The organism is Paenibacillus sp. FSL L8-0470 (assembly GCF_038008625.1).
GTDB lineage: Bacteria > Bacillota > Bacilli > Paenibacillales > Paenibacillaceae > Paenibacillus_AQ.
In genome coordinates this window covers 4,067,299-4,082,455 of the sequence record NZ_JBBOZM010000001.1, presented here as the reverse complement: position 1 = coordinate 4,082,455, position 15,157 = coordinate 4,067,299, and the positions used below count along the sequence as shown (strand labels likewise).

The window sequence follows — 15,157 nt, the reverse complement described above, 5'->3', positions numbered from 1 at the left end:
TATTTTTGTGCCTGCATTTATGAAACCTGCCAATGAAAACGGCGCGCGGTATTACCGTTTCAACTCAACAAAGAGAGGAACTGTTACTACAATGGTAAGCAAGGTAAAACGACTATTGATCGGGCGTCCGATGAAGTCGAACGAACTCGATCATGAAAAGTTATCCAAGGTGAAAGCACTGGCTGTTCTGTCTTCCGATGCACTCTCGTCTGTGGCCTACGGAACGGAGCAAATTCTCATTGTACTGGTGGCCGCGGGCTTCACCGCCATCTGGTATTCATTGCCGATTGCATTAGCCGTATTGGGCCTGCTGGCCATCCTTATTTTTTCCTATCGCCAGACTATCTTTGCCTATCCGCAAGGCGGCGGAGCGTATATCGTGGCAAAAAGCAATCTCGGCGTTCCTACCGGCCTATTGGCTGGCGGCTCTTTATTAGTAGATTACATTCTTACAGTTGCAGTTAGTGCTTCGGCGGGAACGGATGCGATCACATCGGCCTTTCCGAGTCTTCATAATCATACTGTCCTTATTGCAGTCTCCGTCATTCTGATCTTGACGATTATCAATCTCCGCGGGGTGACGGAGTCCGCTTCATTTATTGCCATTCCGGTGTATCTGTTCGTGGTCTCTATCTTTGTACTCATCATTGCCGGGGTGTACAAATATATTACAGGCGGGACTCATGCCGAAATCCCGGAGATCGGTTCCGCCGTTTCCAACGTCAGTCTGTTCCTATTGCTCAAAGCCTTCAGTTCCGGTTGTTCGGCACTCACCGGGGTAGAGGCGGTATCGAATGCCATTCCGAACTTCAAAGCTCCAGCGGAAAAAAACGCCGCCAAAACCTTGATGCTGATGGGAGGCATCCTCGGTTTGATGTTCACCGGCATTACGCTGCTGGCATACTGGTATGGGATTACTCCTAATGAGAAATCCACCGTCGTGTCGCAAATTGCCGAATCTACGTTTGGCCGGGGCGGTTTGTACTTTTTCATCCAAGGGATAACGGCCGTCATCTTGTTCCTGGCGGCGAATACAGCTTACTCGGCGTTTCCGCTGCTCGCGTTCATGTTTGCCAAAGATAAATATTTGCCTCATGCCTTCATGGTCCGGGGAGACCGCCTGGGCTTCTCTAATGGTATTATCTTTCTCGGAGTATTGTCGGCTGTGCTTGTAGCTGCTTTCCACGGAAATACAGAAGGGCTGATTCCGCTGTATGCAGTCGGCGTATTTATCCCTTTTACGCTGTCGCAGCTTGGCATGATGGTGCACTGGTTCAAAACGAAGCCGAAAGGCTGGCAGAATAAATTTGTAGTCAATACAATCGGTATGCTGACCACCCTGACGATTACGCTTATCTTTATCATCACTAAGTTTTCCAGCGTGTGGATGGCCTTCATCTTCCTGCCGGTTGTCATGTTCGTATTCCACCGCATTCATAGTCATTATATGAATATAGCCGATCAGCTTCGCATTTGTCCTGCTACGGATAAACCGCTGATTAAAGGAAGTACCGTTGTTGTTCCGGTTGCGGGTGTGACACGCGCTGTGCTGCATTCGATCAGTTATGCGAAGTCATTAACAGATAATGTGGTGGCAGTCTACGTTGGTTTTGATGAAGAGGAAATTCACAAGATGGAGCAAAAATGGGAGGAATGGAACCCGGGTGTACGCCTGATTGTACTTCGTTCCCGTTACCGCAGCATTATCCGCCCACTGGTGAAATTTATCGATACCGTAGAGTGGAAGACCGCTTCTACAGATCATATTACCGTATTGATTCCACAGTTCATTACCAAACATTGGTGGCAGGCGATCCTGCATAATCAGACCAGCTTGTTCATTCGCTCTTATCTAATGAATCAAAAAGATATAGTTGTATCAACAGTGCCCTATCATTTGCACAAATAGGCAGTTAAATATGGTTAGCAGAGGTTGTTTCCGTAGCTTGCGGAGGCAACCTTTTTTTATAGAACGAATAATTTTGTTGACAGGGATAATGAGAATCAATATCATTTAAAAAGTAAGGCGAAGGTCTCGGACACCTTTGACCACTAATGCATGTGCATACAGGAGGGGTATTTAATGTTTTCGATGAACAATAAGAGATCAGGCAGCATGAAGCTCGCATTGATCGGATGTATGGCTATGACTTTGTTCTTGTCCGCTTGCGGCAATGGCAATAATGAGAAAGCTGCAAATTCCGGAACGGAAGCTACCGCCGCACCTACGGCTACGGCTGAAGCAACGGCAGCGCCAACGGAAACAACGGCACCGGCTACAGAGAAAACGGTGACAGACGCCATGGGACATAAAGTCACAGTACCAGCGAATCCGCAGCGCGTCCTTGCTTCTTACATGGAAGACTACCTGGTAACACTGGGCGTTACCCCGGTAGCGCAGTGGTCCGTGACAAACGGAACCCAGGAATATCTGATTGCTGAGCTTAAAGATGTGCCAACCATCAGCTATGATCTTCCGCTGGAGGCTGTGACCAGCTTTGCACCGGATTTCCACATTGTGCAGTCTGAGTCGAGTGTGCAGAACGGTCTGTATGACCAGTTGAACAAAATCGCACCTACTTATGTCCTTGGTGACAAGATTAGCAAAGACTGGCGCAAATCGCTGCTCAAAATCGGTGAGCTCCTGAACAAGAGCACTGAGGCTGAACAAGCCATTGCAGACTACGATCTAAAAGCAGCAGATGCAAAAGCCAAAATCAGCAGCTCCATTGGTGATGATTCGGTCGCCATTCTGTGGCTGGTGTCGAAGAACTTCTTTATAGTAGATGAAACACGCAGCAGTGGTGCTGTATTGTACGGGGATCTGGGTTTGAAGCAACCCAACCTGGTTACTGATATCCCTGCGGCATCCAGAGCGACCTGGAATCCGATCACGCTGGAGAAATTGGCTGAACTGACCGCAGATCATATCTTCCTGGTGAACAGTGACAAGACCGAAGCCTCTGACATTCTTAACGGTGCAATCTGGAAGGGTATCCCTGCGGTTAAGGCTGGAAAAGTTCATGAACTTAGCGCGGACAGCAGCTGGTTGTACAGCGGAGCCATTGCCAACTCCAAAACCATTGATGATGTCTTGAGTTTTCTCGTGAAATAATCAGCCTTAACTGTGTGTAGAGAGAACTCTTCAGCGGTGGAGGGATGTGCAGGTTCTTGTATCTTGAGATACAATGACCTGCACCTTTTTTTAGGACATTGACTTAATCGTTCACAGTGAAAGTGCGAGCTGTGAAAGCTTGTACATAATTCAGATATTTGCGATAATGAGAATGATATTTGTTCTCATTAAAACATTGAACTCATCCTATTAAGGGGAAAACTTATGGTGTCATCCACACGTTCTATAGCTGACAATACAAATTCGTCAGGAGATCAACCGCTGAAGACAAGGCCGGTTGCTGCGGTAGTTATTTTGATTTTGGGCCTTGCCGCTGTCGTCTTTGGTCTGGCACTTTCCGTTTCAGTAGGTGCCGCGGATATTAGACTGGCGACGGTATGGGAGGCAGTCTTCCGGTTTAATCCGGAGCTGCAGCAGCATCAGATTATTCGGGAACTGCGGATTCCCCGTGCTTTGGCGGGAGCGCTGGTTGGTGCTTGTTTCGCCGTCGCAGGAGCAATCATGCAGGGCATGACCCGCAATCCGCTGGCAGATTCCGGCTTACTGGGTCTGAATGCCGGTGCTAGTGCAGGATTGGCGTTAGCTTTTGCTTTTGCGCCATCTGCTTCCTTTCTCTACATTATGCTGTACTGCTTCATCGGCGCTGCAGCGGCAGCCATTCTTGTGTTCGGGATTGGCTCACTCTCCCATAGCGGTTTAACCCCGCTGCGTCTGACTCTTGCCGGAGCCGCCGTAAGTGCTATGCTGCTGGCGGTAAGCCAGGGAATCGCGATTCTGTTTCATTTGTCCCAGGATATTGCCTTCTGGATGGCAGGCGGGATCGGCGGGACGAATTGGACACAGCTTCGTATTTTGTTTCCCTGGATTGCGGCAGCTCTGATAGGATCTCTGCTGATCTCCCGATCCATTACTCTCCTTAGTCTCGGACGCGATGTAGCGGCGGGACTTGGACAGCGGACCGGGCTAGTGCAAACAGCCGGGATTATTATTGTAGTGATTCTCGCCGGTTCCGCGGTTTCGACGGTTGGACCGATTGCTTTTGTGGGGCTGATCATCCCCCATATTACACGTTATCTGGTTGGTGTCGATTACCGCTGGATTATTCCCTGCTCTGCAGTACTCGGCAGTCTACTGATTGTATTTGCTGATATTGCAGCCAGAATGATTAACGCGCCTTATGAAACACCGCTAGGTGCTTTAATCGCAGTGATCGGCGTGCCGTTTTTTATTTACTTGGCTAGTAGACGGAAGGGGGAGCTGTCATGAGCAGAGCTCTGCACTCACCCACCGGGAAACAACGCCGTATCCGGGAAGCAGCCATATTGACCTCACTTGCGGTTCTTATCGTGGTCATCTTTGTTGTCAGTATGAACACCGGGTTGATGCGATTATCACCGCTGGATGTCTTACACACAGTCCTTGGAGAGGGAACGCAGCAGCAAAAGCTGATTCTCTTTGATTTTCGGCTGCCGCGCATAGTGATCTCGCTGCTTGTCGGCGCAGGGTTTGCGGTTTCCGGCTGCATTCTGCAAAGCTTGTCGCGCAATGCGCTGGCAGAGCCTTCCACACTGGGGATTAATGCCGGTGCCGGGTTTGCGGTGATTATCTTTATCTCATTTGTTCCGGTAACCTCGGCAGCTCCAATCTTTGTTCTTCCGCTGCTGGCGCTGGCCGGAGCAAGTCTTACGGCTGCACTTATTTATCTCCTGTCTTTCCGGCGCGAGGATGGCCTCTCGCCGACAAGAATGATACTTATCGGGATCGCTGTAGGTGCGGGCATCTATGCTTTCCAATTGATCCTGTCGTTAAGGCTGGATCCGCAGAATTATCAGTTTGTGGCGATCTGGATGGCCGGTAAAATCTGGGGCGGCGACTGGAGATTTGTGCTTGCGCTGACACCATGGATAGCCATTTTGCTGCCATTTGCGTTCTACAAAGCCCGGGTGCTGAATGTACTTAACCTCGGGGACCAAACCTCGGCCGGGCTGGGCATGCCGGTGGAGAAGGAACGCATTCTGCTGCTGGCCGCCGCAGTTGCGCTGTCTGGCTCCTGTGTCGCCGTAAGCGGCGGCATAGGCTTTGTGGGGCTGATTGCGCCCCATCTCGCCCGCAGGCTCGTTGGACCGAAGCATCAGGTGCTGCTGCCTGCCTGTGCCTTAATCGGCGCGTTGTTGCTGCTTACCGCGGATACTATCGGCCGCTGGATTCTGCAGCCGGCTGAAATACCGACAGGTATTGTAGTTGCGCTGATCGGCGCTCCCTACTTCCTATATTTACTGGCCAAATCAAAGGCCTGATTATCTAAAGGAGCAAAATGCTCCATAAAACTAAGCGGATGCTTACGAAGTCAGTTTTATTACATTGCTAATCCAAAAGGAGCTCATGCTCCATAAAACTTTCAAGGAGTGAAGATCATGTCGGAACGTTTGAATACAGAACAGCTGAGTATTGGTTATGCGGAGGCTACGATTGTTAAAGGTTTGAACCTGTCTCTCCCAACAGGAAAGATCACAGCGCTGGTAGGAGCGAACGGCTCCGGGAAATCCACGATTCTTAAGACGATGGCACGGATTATGAAGCCTAAGAGCGGCAATGTTATGCTCGACGGTAAATCGATTCATACCCTATCTACTAAAGAAGTGGCTCGTCAACTGGCCATTCTGCCGCAAAACCCGACGGCTCCGGACGGACTGACTGTATCCGAACTGGTTGGATACGGGCGTTACCCGCATCAGAAAGGCTTCGGCACTATGACCCCTGAAGACCGTGCGATTATCGCCAATGCGATTTCCGTTACCGGGATGGAAGAGTTCCATGATCGTCCAATCGACCGCCTCTCCGGCGGACAGCGCCAGCGTGCCTGGATTGCCATGGCCTTGGCGCAACAGACAGATATCCTGTTCCTTGACGAGCCGACGACGTTCCTTGACATGGCTCACCAGCTGGAAGTACTACAGCTGCTGCAGAAGCTGAACCAGGAAGAGGGCCGCACAATCATTATGGTGGTGCATGATTTGAACCATGCCTCCCGTTACGCGCAGCATATGGTAGCGATCAAGTCGGGCACCGTAATCAGCGAAGGGAACCCGATGGAGGTTATGACACCAGATGTGCTTCGCAAAGTATTCGGAATCGAATGTGATATCGTTCCCGATCCGCGTACAGGTGTACCTTTATGCCTTCCTTACGAGCTTGCTGCTTATAAAGCTGTCGGCATGTAATTGACAATTGAAGGATTAGCTAGGGGAATTAAGGAGGAAACCGAATGAATGAGGCACAGATAAAGGACATAGGCAGCAAATTTGATCTTTATCCATCTCCCCCAGAGGAGGCGAGGTATTCATTTACAGCGCAGGATTTGATCAATGTAGAGGGTATGAGAGCATTTATGGACTGCTACAGACCGCTGATGAAGGCACTGGACGATAAGGCTGTGGCTGCATACTTCGGCGGCTGGTTCTCCAGCGTGGCGCTGGCAGTACAATATTCGGTCTCGTTATATTCCAATGTGCCGGCGATCAACTTATCTAATTTGCGCATTCATCTCATTCCGGCGAGCGGGTATTGCCGTATTGCCTTCTCTTTGAATTCCTGGGTGATAGAGCCAGCGCCTGCTGACGAACAGGGTCGGGTTACTTGGCGTAATAAAGTGTTTACAGAGTTCTACAGGAACACAGCAAGCCCGCTGCTGCGTACAATGTCTGCCGCCAGCGGTTTGAGACTGGGGGAGATCTGGGGTCAGCTCCCGTCTAAGTTCAACTACTACATTGAAATGCTTGCAGCAGGCAACAGCAATAAGGAATTTCTGATTCACGTGAAGGACGACTACAGTTATCTGAGGAAAGGCCTGGCTGCGGATGTGTTCCAGCTTCCCAGAAATCCATTTGATGTAGAGGTACGTAAGATTGAATCCCTTGCCGATCCAGAGCAGAGGGTACACATGCGTAACCGCTGCTGTCTGTATTATCGAACCGAAGGTGGAAGTGTCTGCTATACCTGCCCCCGTCTTAAAGAAGAGGAACGAGCCGCACGTAGAGCCGAATACCGTATTCAAGCTGCGTCGTCACAGGTTTAGGATATAACTGTAAGAATTGTTTCATACTTAAAATAGCAGGCATACCACAGCAGGCTCCCGTCATTGACAAGGGAGCCTGTTCGTTGTTAAAGTTGTGGTTGCCATAGTTCAAAGTAAAGCTGAATCAACATAAACATTATAGAAGGTAAGATTTATTATTTTCATAGCGTAAAAGGAGCATGAAGGATGAATATCAGCAAAATTCAAGAGGATCTGCAGCAACTGGCTCCAGCCGGTACGGTAAAAAGCCATGAAGTGCTTAAGGATTATGTATTCACCCAAATGGGCGGCTGTGCAGATATACTGGCTGAACCTGCCACTTATGAGGAAATTCAAAATATTGTTACATATGCCCGGAAGAATGATATTCCTCTTACAGTACTGGGAAATGGTTCAAATGTAATTATCCGTGACGGTGGAATCCGCGGGATCGTCCTGCAGACCTCAGGCTTAAACGGTATGGGAATTCATGGAGATCTTCTGTACGCCCAGTGCGGTGCCAAGATCATTGATGTATCCAGGTATGCCCTGGAGCAGGAACTGGCAGGTCTTGAGTTTGCCTGCGGCATCCCCGGAACAGTTGGCGGTGCTCTCTATATGAATGCTGGCGCGTATGGAGGCGAAGTTAAGGATGTGCTGCAAAGTGCGCTTGCCATCAATAAGACAGGGCAGCTGGTCACCCTGCAAGGGGATGAGTTTCAGTGGGGATACAGACAAAGTGTCTTTGCGAGCGGTGAATATATCGTGCTGGAAGCCAGATTCGCGCTGATTCCGGGGGATTCTGCTTTAATTAAAGCTTCCATGGATGAACTGACCTATTTGCGTGAATCCAAGCAGCCATTGGAATATCCGTCATGCGGAAGTGTCTTTAAGCGGCCGCCGGGCCGTTATGCCGGACAGCTGATCCAGGAAAGCGGGCTTCAAGGGACCCGGATTGGCGGTGCTGAAGTATCGCGTAAACATGCCGGATTTATTGTCAACGCAGATAATGCCACTGCGAGCGATTATATCGGACTTATTCAGCATGTGCGGGCTGCAGTGAAGGATAAATTCGGAGTCGAGCTGGAGACTGAAGTAGAAATTATCGGAGAAGAATAACTTCATTTTGTTGGCCGCGGTAGCAATTACCGCGGCCTATTTTTTTGCATTAAGTTATGTGCAGTGGACTCTCAGTATTCCGATTAGCTTGTGGAGAGAGCATACTTGGCTCTGTCTGTCTGGAGTTCCGCTTTATCTTCACTAATATTATCCAAATGTAGTCCGCTGACGGCAATTTCATAACTATGCTGTGGAAGCGGCACAAGTTCACCATCACCATTCAGGGTATTGCCTGATCCTCTTAAGATAAGCGCATCATCCAGATAATTATCGATCTTATCCTCAGCGGTGCGGTACTCTACGTTTTCCAATTGAAAGTGGACTGTATCGAGATCTTCAAGCTCCTGCTTTTTGATTACAACGGTTTGGTTTGCGTGAGCATCGAGCCAATCTAGAAGCTTCTGTACCGTTTGATCCATAAGTTGATCCCATCCTTATTTAAGAGATTATAAATTCTAAGTTACCCCTTTTGTTGAAATTGAATCCATATTTCTGCAACATCTAATTAGTTCCTTGGGATATTCTCAATTTCTACGAATAAGCTTGAAGGAAAGCAAACCTTAGGCAAAGGTGGGTAGGCCATTGATTCAGCTTACGGAAGTATCGAAATCGTTTCAGGAGAAGCGGGCGGTAGACCGGCTGTCCTTTTCAGTTGGGGAAGGGGAAGTATTTGGCTTTCCAGGCCCTAAAGGGGCGGGGAAAACAACAGCCATTCGCATGATGACCGGCCTGCTTCAGCCCAGTGAAGGACAAATATTAATTAATGGCATGAATATTTCACAATATAAAAAATAAGGTTCGCGCTCAGATTGGGGTTGTCTTTGAGCTGCCAAATCTATATGTACGCAGTTCATCCGCGACAATCTTGAACTTTTTGCCGATTTGTACGGTGTGTCCAAGGGTCGGGTGGATGAAGTGATTGGCAGCCTGCCGACAGAAATCCAAGGTTGGCAGCTGTCCAAAGGCTGGAAGCAGCGTGTGTTAATCGCCAGAAGCCTGCTGCGCTTGTCTTTTTCCTGCATGCTTCCGTATATCAGGCACTGCCGGACTGGACTTATCCGTTCTTCGCCGCTTTGCCAAGCATTGAAATCGTGGAAAATTTAAATCGTATTCTAAACGGTGATGGCCTGCTACTTTTCGAGAGTCTGCTGCTCCCGCTGTGGATGACCGTTCTGGTACTATGGATCTGAGAACCGGCAAAGAGTAGCAATGGCAATAAGTCTGTTAGCAGGCAAATTCTTATGGGTTGTCAATCTTCTGCCAATCATGTTATAGTTCAAGACGTTAATAATAAGCTTAAGAAGAAGTCTGCGTGTACATCGCAGGAGAGGTTCGCAAACTCCCTCTATAAAAAACTAAGACATCTTGATGCATAGGTAAAGTCTCCGGTTGAAGGGGGCTTAAGGGAGTATAGGGAGATGCCTATACTTATTTCCTGCTATGCTGCGTAATTTCTTAGTAGGGCCATGTTTTCGAAATCTCGTTCTTCTTTCCAGTTCCGGCAGTAAGCCGGGGGAAAAGAGAGGGGTTTTTTGTCATGTCAGAAGGCAGATTGAAAGAGGAAATGCAAGAGGTCACCCTGCTGGGCAATCAAGGGACGCAGTACAAATTCGGCTATGATCCGGGAATTCTCGAGGTGTTTGACAACAAACATCCCGGCCGCGATTATTTTGTGAAGTTTAATTGCCCCGAGTTCACCAGCCTGTGCCCTGTAACCGGACAGCCGGATTTCGGCGTGATGTACATTTCGTACGTTCCGGAGCAAAAGATGGTCGAGTCCAAGTCCCTGAAGCTTTATCTGTTCAGCTTCCGCAATCACGGTGACTTTCATGAAGACTGTGTCAACATTATTATGAATGACTTGATCTCGCTCATGGAGCCGCGTTACATCGAAGTATGGGGCAAATTTACCCCGCGTGGCGGAATATCCATTGATCCTTACTGCAACTGGGGGCGTCCGGGAACCAAGTATGAGGCGATGGCCGAACACCGGCTGATCAATCATGACCTATATCCAGAAAAAGTGGATAACCGATGATCCCAGACCGTGGAGAGGAGAGAGTGTGAAATGAATAAAAAAGCGCTCGTCGTATTCAGCGGCGGACAAGACAGTACAACCTGCCTCGTGTGGGCTATCCAGCACTTTGAGGAAGTTCAGGTCGTTACCTTTAACTATAACCAGCGCCATGCCGCTGAAATTGAGGTTGCCAAGGGAATTGCCGCCAAATTCAATGTGAAGCAGCATATTCTTGATTTGGGATTGCTGAATCAGCTGGCACCCAATGCTTTGACCCGTGATGATATAGAAATTGTATCCGGTGAAGGGGATGAATTGCCCAGCACCTTTGTTGATGGCCGGAACCTGCTGTTCCTGTCCTTTGCGGCAATTCTGGCGAAGCAGCTGGGATATGCCAATATCGTCACCGGCGTATGCCAGACCGATTTTAGCGGGTATCCTGACTGCCGCGATGTGTTTGTGAAATCATTGAATGTAACCCTCAATCTGTCTATGGACTATGAGTTTGTCATTCATACACCGCTGATGTGGCTGGATAAAAAAGAAACCTGGAAGATGGCCGACGAGCTGGGCCAGTTTGATTACATCCGTCAGCACACACTGACTTGCTACAACGGTATCATTGGCAGCGGCTGCGGTACCTGCCCGGCATGTTTGCTTCGCAAGCGTGGTCTTGAGCAGTATGTGGCTGAGCGAAAGAAGGTTGGCTTATAATGCTGGGCGAAGTATCGGTCTGTAAAATATTCACTTTTGACGCTGCACATCAGCTGATTGGACATAAGGGGAAATGCAGCAATCTCCACGGCCACACCTACAAGCTTGAAGTGGTCCTGAAGGGTAAACCTTCCGTGGAGGCGGGGCATTCGGACGAAGGCTTCGTGATTGATTTCAGCGATATTAAAAGCACGGTACAGCAGAGTCTGGTCGACCGGCTGGATCACGCTTTTCTGGCGATGGGTAACGAGCCTGTGCTGGATACATTGATAAATACGGGATCGAAGGTAGCGATGCTCTCCTTCCGAACGACGGTGGAGAACATGGCGTGTTATATAGCCTACAAGCTGAAGCAGGTGGCGTTGCCGTTATATTCCGTTAAGCTGTGGGAGACGCCCACTTCCTGGGCGGAAGTGCTGGCTGAGGACATTCCGGAGGATGGACCCTCCTACCGGATGCATGGGGGTTGTGACTGTGAGTAAGATTCCGGTCATAGAAATGTTCGGCCCAACCATTCAGGGGGAAGGCGCAGTTATCGGAGTGAAAACCATGTTCGTCCGTACCTATGGCTGTGACTATCGCTGTAGCTGGTGCGATTCCGCATTCACATGGGATGGTTCGGCCAAGGATAAGGTGCGGATGCTTACACCAGAGGAGATTATGGCCGAACTGCTCTCACTAGCCGGAAATAATTTTGACTGTGTAACCATCTCCGGTGGCAATCCTGCACTAATTGGTGAGGCGATGGGTACCTTCATCATGGGGTTGCACGAGCGGGGCATTCAAGCAGCAATCGAAACCCAGGGCAGCCGCTGGCAGGAATGGTTCAACGACGTGGATGTGCTGACAATCAGCCCCAAGCCGCCAAGCTCAGGTATGACGACGGATTGGGAGATCCTTGATGGCATTATGGGGAGGCTGCATGATAAAGGCAAAACTGCCCATAGCCTGAAGGTTGTTGTCTTTAACGGAGGCGATTATGAATATGCCAAAGCAGTGCATAAACGATACCCTGAGGTGCCACTGTTCCTGCAGCCGGGCAATGAGGATGTCACGGAGGAAGGTGACATTTCCGTACGTCTACTGGGTAGGCTGGAATGGCTGTTTAATCAGGTGATCGCCGATCCAGAGATGAACCGGGCACGGGTGCTCCCTCAGCTTCATGCACTCATCTGGCATAATAAGCGCGGGAAATAAAAAGGATGACAATTTCATAATGTTTGAGATGAATTTTGTGAAATCTCAAGGGGGATTCTTCAGGCAGTCTTCTGGTATAATTATTGGAAAACCAGGGAATAGCGAGGGATCATACATGACAACAGCCTTATTAATTATCGATGTCCAAGAAGCGATGTTCTCTTATAATGTGAAGCTGCATGATGAAGGAGGCGTGATGGACCGGATTATATCGCTATTGAATAAAGCCCGCTCCGCAGGGGCTCCGGTTGTCTATATCCAGCACACCGAGGATGAGGAGTATACGAAGGGTTTGCCCACCTGGCAGATCAGCGGCCGAATTACACCGAAGGAGGAAGACTCCATAGTCGAGAAACCGACTTGGGATGCTTTTCACCGTACCCGGCTGCATGAGGAGCTGCAGCGTTTGGGTGTGACCAATCTTGTCATATGCGGGATGCAAAGCGAATTCTGTGTCGATACAACCACCAGACGGGCCTACAGCATGGGGTATTCCAGCGTACTGGTCCAGGATGCGCATAGCACTTTCGGCAACGCCAATTTTAGCGGTGAAGAGATTGTCAGGCATCATAATTCAGTGCTGGGCGGGAGATTCGCTGTGCTTCGGCCGGAGCGTGAGGTAGAATTCCAATGAATGCAGGGAAATCTGCGATGAAGCCAGTGCGCCGGTCCAGGTTGAGATTGTTCGCCGGCAAGCGATATTTCACCTGGAAAAGATACTGGACATGGTTTATCCAGCGCGGTAACAAGGCAACAAGACATCGGTCTGAGGCACTGCCCTATAAGGCAGCCGGGCATTCAACCCCGCTCCTGCGCAGACTGCGAAATGTGGACATGCAGCTACAGTACAATAAGATTACAAATCTGCGTCTGGCCGTCGCCAGGCTGGATGGTCTGGTGATCTCGCCGGGAGAGACCTTCTCGTATTGGCAAACGATCGGTAAGCCAACCCGGCGTAAAGGTTACTTGGACGGAATGGTTCTATATTACGGTGGTTTTCGTTCCGGCACAGGAGGCGGATTATGCCAGCTGTCCAATCTGATCTACTGGATGACGCTGCACACCCCGCTGACCGTGACCGAGCGGCACCGCCACAGCTATGATGTATTTCCCGACGAACAGCGGACGCAACCTTTCGGCAGCGGGGCCACTTGTGCATATAATTATTTGGATCTGCAGCTTCAGAACAATACAGACCGGACATATCAGTTGAAGCTGCACCTGGATGATACTCATCTGTACGGCGAATGGAGATGCGATGACAAGCTGCTTTATCATTATGAGATATACGAGGCTGATCATGTAATCCGTCTGAAGCCATGGGGCGGTTATGTCCGCAGCAACAGCATCCGCCGCAGAGTATTTACGCGCAGTGGTGAGCTTGCAGGGGATGAAGCGGTGGCCGAAAATCATGCCCTGATGATGTACTCTCCGCTGCTGCATCCGCCCACTGGATTAGCGGAAGGGTGATGAGTTAATGAAACTTGACAGTGATTGGTACTGGAAATCAGATGATGAAGTGGGGATGGAACGCTCAAGCAGACTGAAACGCAATATTAGGGTATGGACTGTGTTACTTATTGCTCTATTGGCAGCGGCTGCGCTTGCAGGCTGGCTGGTGCTACAAGAAATATTTGATTTCTTTGAGTACTTAAGCATTTAGGAGAGACTTCGGAGGATAACGGATAAACACCGGGACTTTGGGGTTATAACATAGTATGCTGCTAACAAGTTTAGCCTTGCTAAGTTCTTAACTCTACTTCCGAAGGAGTGGTCCTCAACATGAAGGCAGTAACCTATCAAGGGAAGAAGAAAGTCGAAGTTAAAGAAGTAACCGACGCTAAGCTGGAAAAGAAGGACGACATCATTGTGCGCATCACCTCGACAGCGATATGCGGTTCGGACCTTCACATCTATAACGGGGAAATCCCCGGCATGCACGACGACTATATTATTGGCCATGAGCCGATGGGGATTGTCGAAGATATCGGACCGGACGTTACCAGAGTCAAAAAAGGCGACCGCGTCATCATTCCTTTTAATGTAGCCTGTGGACAATGTTATTTCTGCCAGCATGAAATGGAGAGCCAGTGTGACCATGCCAACGAGGCCAAGGATACCGGAGGTTATCTCGGCTTTTCCGATTCGTACGGCGGCTTTGCCGGCGGACAAGCGGAGCTGCTGCGTGTTCCTTACGGTAATTTTGGTCCTTTTGTTATTCCCGAGGATGCCGAGATGGAGGATGAGAAACTCCTGTTCCTTTCGGACATTGTGCCAACAGCCTGGTGGGGCGTGGAAAGTGCCGGGGTAAAACCTGGAGACACGGTCATTGTACTAGGCTGCGGGCCTGTCGGACTGCTCACGCAGAAATTCGCCTGGATGAAGGGAGCCTCGCGGGTCATTGCGGTAGATCATATCCCATACCGGTTGCAACATGCCAAGCAGAAGAATAATGTCGAGATTTTTAATTTTGCTAAGATAAAGAACTTAGAGGTGCATCTGAAGGAGATTACCCGTGGCGGGGCGGATGTGGTGATTGATTGTGTAGGACTAGATGCGAAGATGTCTGTAGTGGAGAAAATCGAAACAACGCTGATGCTGCAAGGCGGATCACTCAGTGCATTTCGGACGGCCGCCCAGGTGGTTCGCAAATTCGGAACGATCCAGCTTGTCGGCGTGTATGGGCTGAATTATAATATGTTCCCGCTGGGGCAATTGTTTGAACGCAACATTACGCTCAAGATGGGTCAGGCTCCAGTTATTCATTACATGCCGATGCTCTATAAGATGATTAAGGAGAACAAATTCGATCCGACAGACATCATTACTCACCGGCTGCCAATCAGCAGAGCGGAGTATGGCTACCAGGTATTCGGAGACAAGGAAGAGGATTGTATCAAGGTCGTACTTAGACCTTAAC

At 49.5% G+C, this 15,157-nt stretch carries 18 protein-coding genes and 1 riboswitch; of the genes, 17 read left to right on the top strand and 1 reads right to left on the bottom strand.

Annotation, left to right across the window (positions count from 1 at the left end; genetic code table 11):
• The first annotated feature begins 91 nt into the window (after nucleotides 1–91).
• From NST99_RS18405 to murB, 7 genes are all read left to right on the top strand, one after another.
• Nucleotides 92–1,909: an APC family permease gene (locus NST99_RS18405; protein WP_341097688.1), complete on the top strand. Its 1,818-nt coding sequence runs from the start codon at nucleotides 92–94 to the stop codon at nucleotides 1,907–1,909.
• Nucleotides 1,910–2,083: 174 nt separating this feature from the next.
• Nucleotides 2,084–3,115 (top strand): iron-hydroxamate ABC transporter substrate-binding protein, encoded by a 1,032-nt coding sequence (locus NST99_RS18400; protein ID WP_341093638.1) that lies wholly within the window; start codon nucleotides 2,084–2,086, stop codon nucleotides 3,113–3,115.
• A 225-nt stretch (nucleotides 3,116–3,340) separates the two neighbouring features.
• The gene (locus tag NST99_RS18395) at nucleotides 3,341–4,402 is read left to right on the top strand and encodes a FecCD family ABC transporter permease (RefSeq protein WP_341093636.1); all 1,062 of its coding nucleotides are present in this window, start codon (nucleotides 3,341–3,343) and stop codon (nucleotides 4,400–4,402) included.
• Nucleotides 4,399–5,433 (top strand): FecCD family ABC transporter permease, encoded by a 1,035-nt coding sequence (locus NST99_RS18390; protein ID WP_341093634.1) that lies wholly within the window; start codon nucleotides 4,399–4,401, stop codon nucleotides 5,431–5,433. Before NST99_RS18395 ends, NST99_RS18390 begins: the two co-directional genes overlap by 4 nt.
• A gap of 117 nt (nucleotides 5,434–5,550) precedes the next feature.
• A complete protein-coding gene (locus tag NST99_RS18385; protein WP_038592689.1) occupies nucleotides 5,551–6,357 on the top strand; it encodes an ABC transporter ATP-binding protein in 807 nt (268 codons plus the stop codon).
• A gap of 44 nt (nucleotides 6,358–6,401) precedes the next feature.
• Entirely contained in the window at nucleotides 6,402–7,211 is an 810-nt protein-coding gene (locus tag NST99_RS18380; RefSeq protein WP_341093633.1) for a (2Fe-2S)-binding protein, read from the top strand.
• 186 nt (nucleotides 7,212–7,397) lie between these two features.
• The gene (gene murB / locus NST99_RS18375; RefSeq protein WP_341093631.1) at nucleotides 7,398–8,309 is read left to right on the top strand and encodes a UDP-N-acetylmuramate dehydrogenase; all 912 of its coding nucleotides are present in this window, start codon (nucleotides 7,398–7,400) and stop codon (nucleotides 8,307–8,309) included.
• 83 nt (nucleotides 8,310–8,392) lie between these two features.
• Here the strand turns inward: murB and NST99_RS18370 are convergent, their stop codons facing one another.
• On the bottom strand, nucleotides 8,393–8,728 hold the full coding sequence (locus tag NST99_RS18370; RefSeq protein ID WP_341093629.1) for a hypothetical protein: 336 nt from the start codon (nucleotides 8,726–8,728) through the stop codon (nucleotides 8,393–8,395).
• Between the two features lie 163 nt (nucleotides 8,729–8,891).
• Here NST99_RS18370 and NST99_RS18365 point away from each other — a divergent pair, with 163 nt between their 5' ends.
• From NST99_RS18365 to NST99_RS18320, 10 genes are all read left to right on the top strand, one after another.
• On the top strand, nucleotides 8,892–9,104 hold the full coding sequence (locus tag NST99_RS18365; protein WP_341093628.1) for an ATP-binding cassette domain-containing protein: 213 nt from the start codon (nucleotides 8,892–8,894) through the stop codon (nucleotides 9,102–9,104).
• 152 nt (nucleotides 9,105–9,256) lie between these two features.
• On the top strand, nucleotides 9,257–9,499 hold the full coding sequence (locus NST99_RS18360) for a hypothetical protein (protein WP_341093626.1): 243 nt from the start codon (nucleotides 9,257–9,259) through the stop codon (nucleotides 9,497–9,499).
• Between the two features lie 131 nt (nucleotides 9,500–9,630).
• A riboswitch (PreQ1 riboswitch) is annotated at nucleotides 9,631–9,674 on the top strand.
• 172 nt (nucleotides 9,675–9,846) lie between these two features.
• On the top strand, nucleotides 9,847–10,347 hold the full coding sequence (gene queF, locus NST99_RS18355) for a preQ(1) synthase (RefSeq protein ID WP_341093623.1): 501 nt from the start codon (nucleotides 9,847–9,849) through the stop codon (nucleotides 10,345–10,347).
• A 30-nt stretch (nucleotides 10,348–10,377) separates the two neighbouring features.
• Nucleotides 10,378–11,040, top strand: coding sequence for a 7-cyano-7-deazaguanine synthase QueC (gene queC, locus NST99_RS18350; protein ID WP_341093621.1), 663 nt, complete (start codon nucleotides 10,378–10,380; stop codon nucleotides 11,038–11,040).
• Nucleotides 11,040–11,522 carry a 6-pyruvoyl trahydropterin synthase family protein gene (locus NST99_RS18345; RefSeq protein WP_341093619.1) on the top strand — a complete coding sequence of 161 codons (483 nt, stop codon included), beginning with the start codon at nucleotides 11,040–11,042 and terminating at the stop codon, nucleotides 11,520–11,522. The genes queC and NST99_RS18345 overlap by 1 nt, the downstream gene beginning before the upstream one ends.
• A complete protein-coding gene (queE, locus tag NST99_RS18340; RefSeq protein WP_341093617.1) occupies nucleotides 11,515–12,237 on the top strand; it encodes a 7-carboxy-7-deazaguanine synthase QueE in 723 nt (240 codons plus the stop codon). Before NST99_RS18345 ends, queE begins: the two co-directional genes overlap by 8 nt.
• Nucleotides 12,238–12,352: 115 nt before the next feature.
• On the top strand, nucleotides 12,353–12,871 hold the full coding sequence (locus NST99_RS18335) for a cysteine hydrolase family protein (RefSeq protein ID WP_341093614.1): 519 nt from the start codon (nucleotides 12,353–12,355) through the stop codon (nucleotides 12,869–12,871).
• Entirely contained in the window at nucleotides 12,868–13,707 is an 840-nt protein-coding gene (locus NST99_RS18330; RefSeq protein WP_341093613.1) for a VanW family protein, read from the top strand. Before NST99_RS18335 ends, NST99_RS18330 begins: the two co-directional genes overlap by 4 nt.
• A gap of 7 nt (nucleotides 13,708–13,714) precedes the next feature.
• Nucleotides 13,715–13,900: a hypothetical protein gene (locus NST99_RS18325; protein WP_341093612.1), complete on the top strand. Its 186-nt coding sequence runs from the start codon at nucleotides 13,715–13,717 to the stop codon at nucleotides 13,898–13,900.
• A 119-nt stretch (nucleotides 13,901–14,019) separates the two neighbouring features.
• Complete coding sequence (locus NST99_RS18320) at nucleotides 14,020–15,156, top strand: zinc-dependent alcohol dehydrogenase (protein ID WP_341093611.1); 1,137 nt, start codon at nucleotides 14,020–14,022, stop codon at nucleotides 15,154–15,156.
• Nucleotide 15,157 lies beyond the last annotated feature (1 nt).

What these genes read in the sequence shown, in the direction of transcription:
- NST99_RS18405 (WP_341097688.1), top strand. Translation starts at nt 92, where the DNA reads ATGGTAAGCAAGGTAAAACGACTATTGATCGGGCGTCCGATGAAGTCG.
- NST99_RS18400 (WP_341093638.1), top strand. Translation starts at nt 2,084, where the DNA reads ATGTTTTCGATGAACAATAAGAGATCAGGCAGCATGAAGCTCGCATTG.
- NST99_RS18395 (WP_341093636.1), top strand. Translation starts at nt 3,341, where the DNA reads ATGGTGTCATCCACACGTTCTATAGCTGACAATACAAATTCGTCAGGA.
- NST99_RS18390 (WP_341093634.1), top strand. Translation starts at nt 4,399, where the DNA reads ATGAGCAGAGCTCTGCACTCACCCACCGGGAAACAACGCCGTATCCGG.
- NST99_RS18385 (WP_038592689.1), top strand. Translation starts at nt 5,551, where the DNA reads ATGTCGGAACGTTTGAATACAGAACAGCTGAGTATTGGTTATGCGGAG.
- NST99_RS18380 (WP_341093633.1), top strand. Translation starts at nt 6,402, where the DNA reads ATGAATGAGGCACAGATAAAGGACATAGGCAGCAAATTTGATCTTTAT.
- murB (WP_341093631.1), top strand. Translation starts at nt 7,398, where the DNA reads ATGAATATCAGCAAAATTCAAGAGGATCTGCAGCAACTGGCTCCAGCC.
- NST99_RS18370 (WP_341093629.1), bottom strand. Translation starts at nt 8,728, where the DNA reads ATGGATCAAACGGTACAGAAGCTTCTAGATTGGCTCGATGCTCACGCA.
- queF (WP_341093623.1), top strand. Translation starts at nt 9,847, where the DNA reads ATGTCAGAAGGCAGATTGAAAGAGGAAATGCAAGAGGTCACCCTGCTG.
- queC (WP_341093621.1), top strand. Translation starts at nt 10,378, where the DNA reads ATGAATAAAAAAGCGCTCGTCGTATTCAGCGGCGGACAAGACAGTACA.
- NST99_RS18345 (WP_341093619.1), top strand. Translation starts at nt 11,040, where the DNA reads ATGCTGGGCGAAGTATCGGTCTGTAAAATATTCACTTTTGACGCTGCA.
- NST99_RS18335 (WP_341093614.1), top strand. Translation starts at nt 12,353, where the DNA reads ATGACAACAGCCTTATTAATTATCGATGTCCAAGAAGCGATGTTCTCT.
- NST99_RS18330 (WP_341093613.1), top strand. Translation starts at nt 12,868, where the DNA reads ATGAATGCAGGGAAATCTGCGATGAAGCCAGTGCGCCGGTCCAGGTTG.
- NST99_RS18325 (WP_341093612.1), top strand. Translation starts at nt 13,715, where the DNA reads ATGAAACTTGACAGTGATTGGTACTGGAAATCAGATGATGAAGTGGGG.
- NST99_RS18320 (WP_341093611.1), top strand. Translation starts at nt 14,020, where the DNA reads ATGAAGGCAGTAACCTATCAAGGGAAGAAGAAAGTCGAAGTTAAAGAA.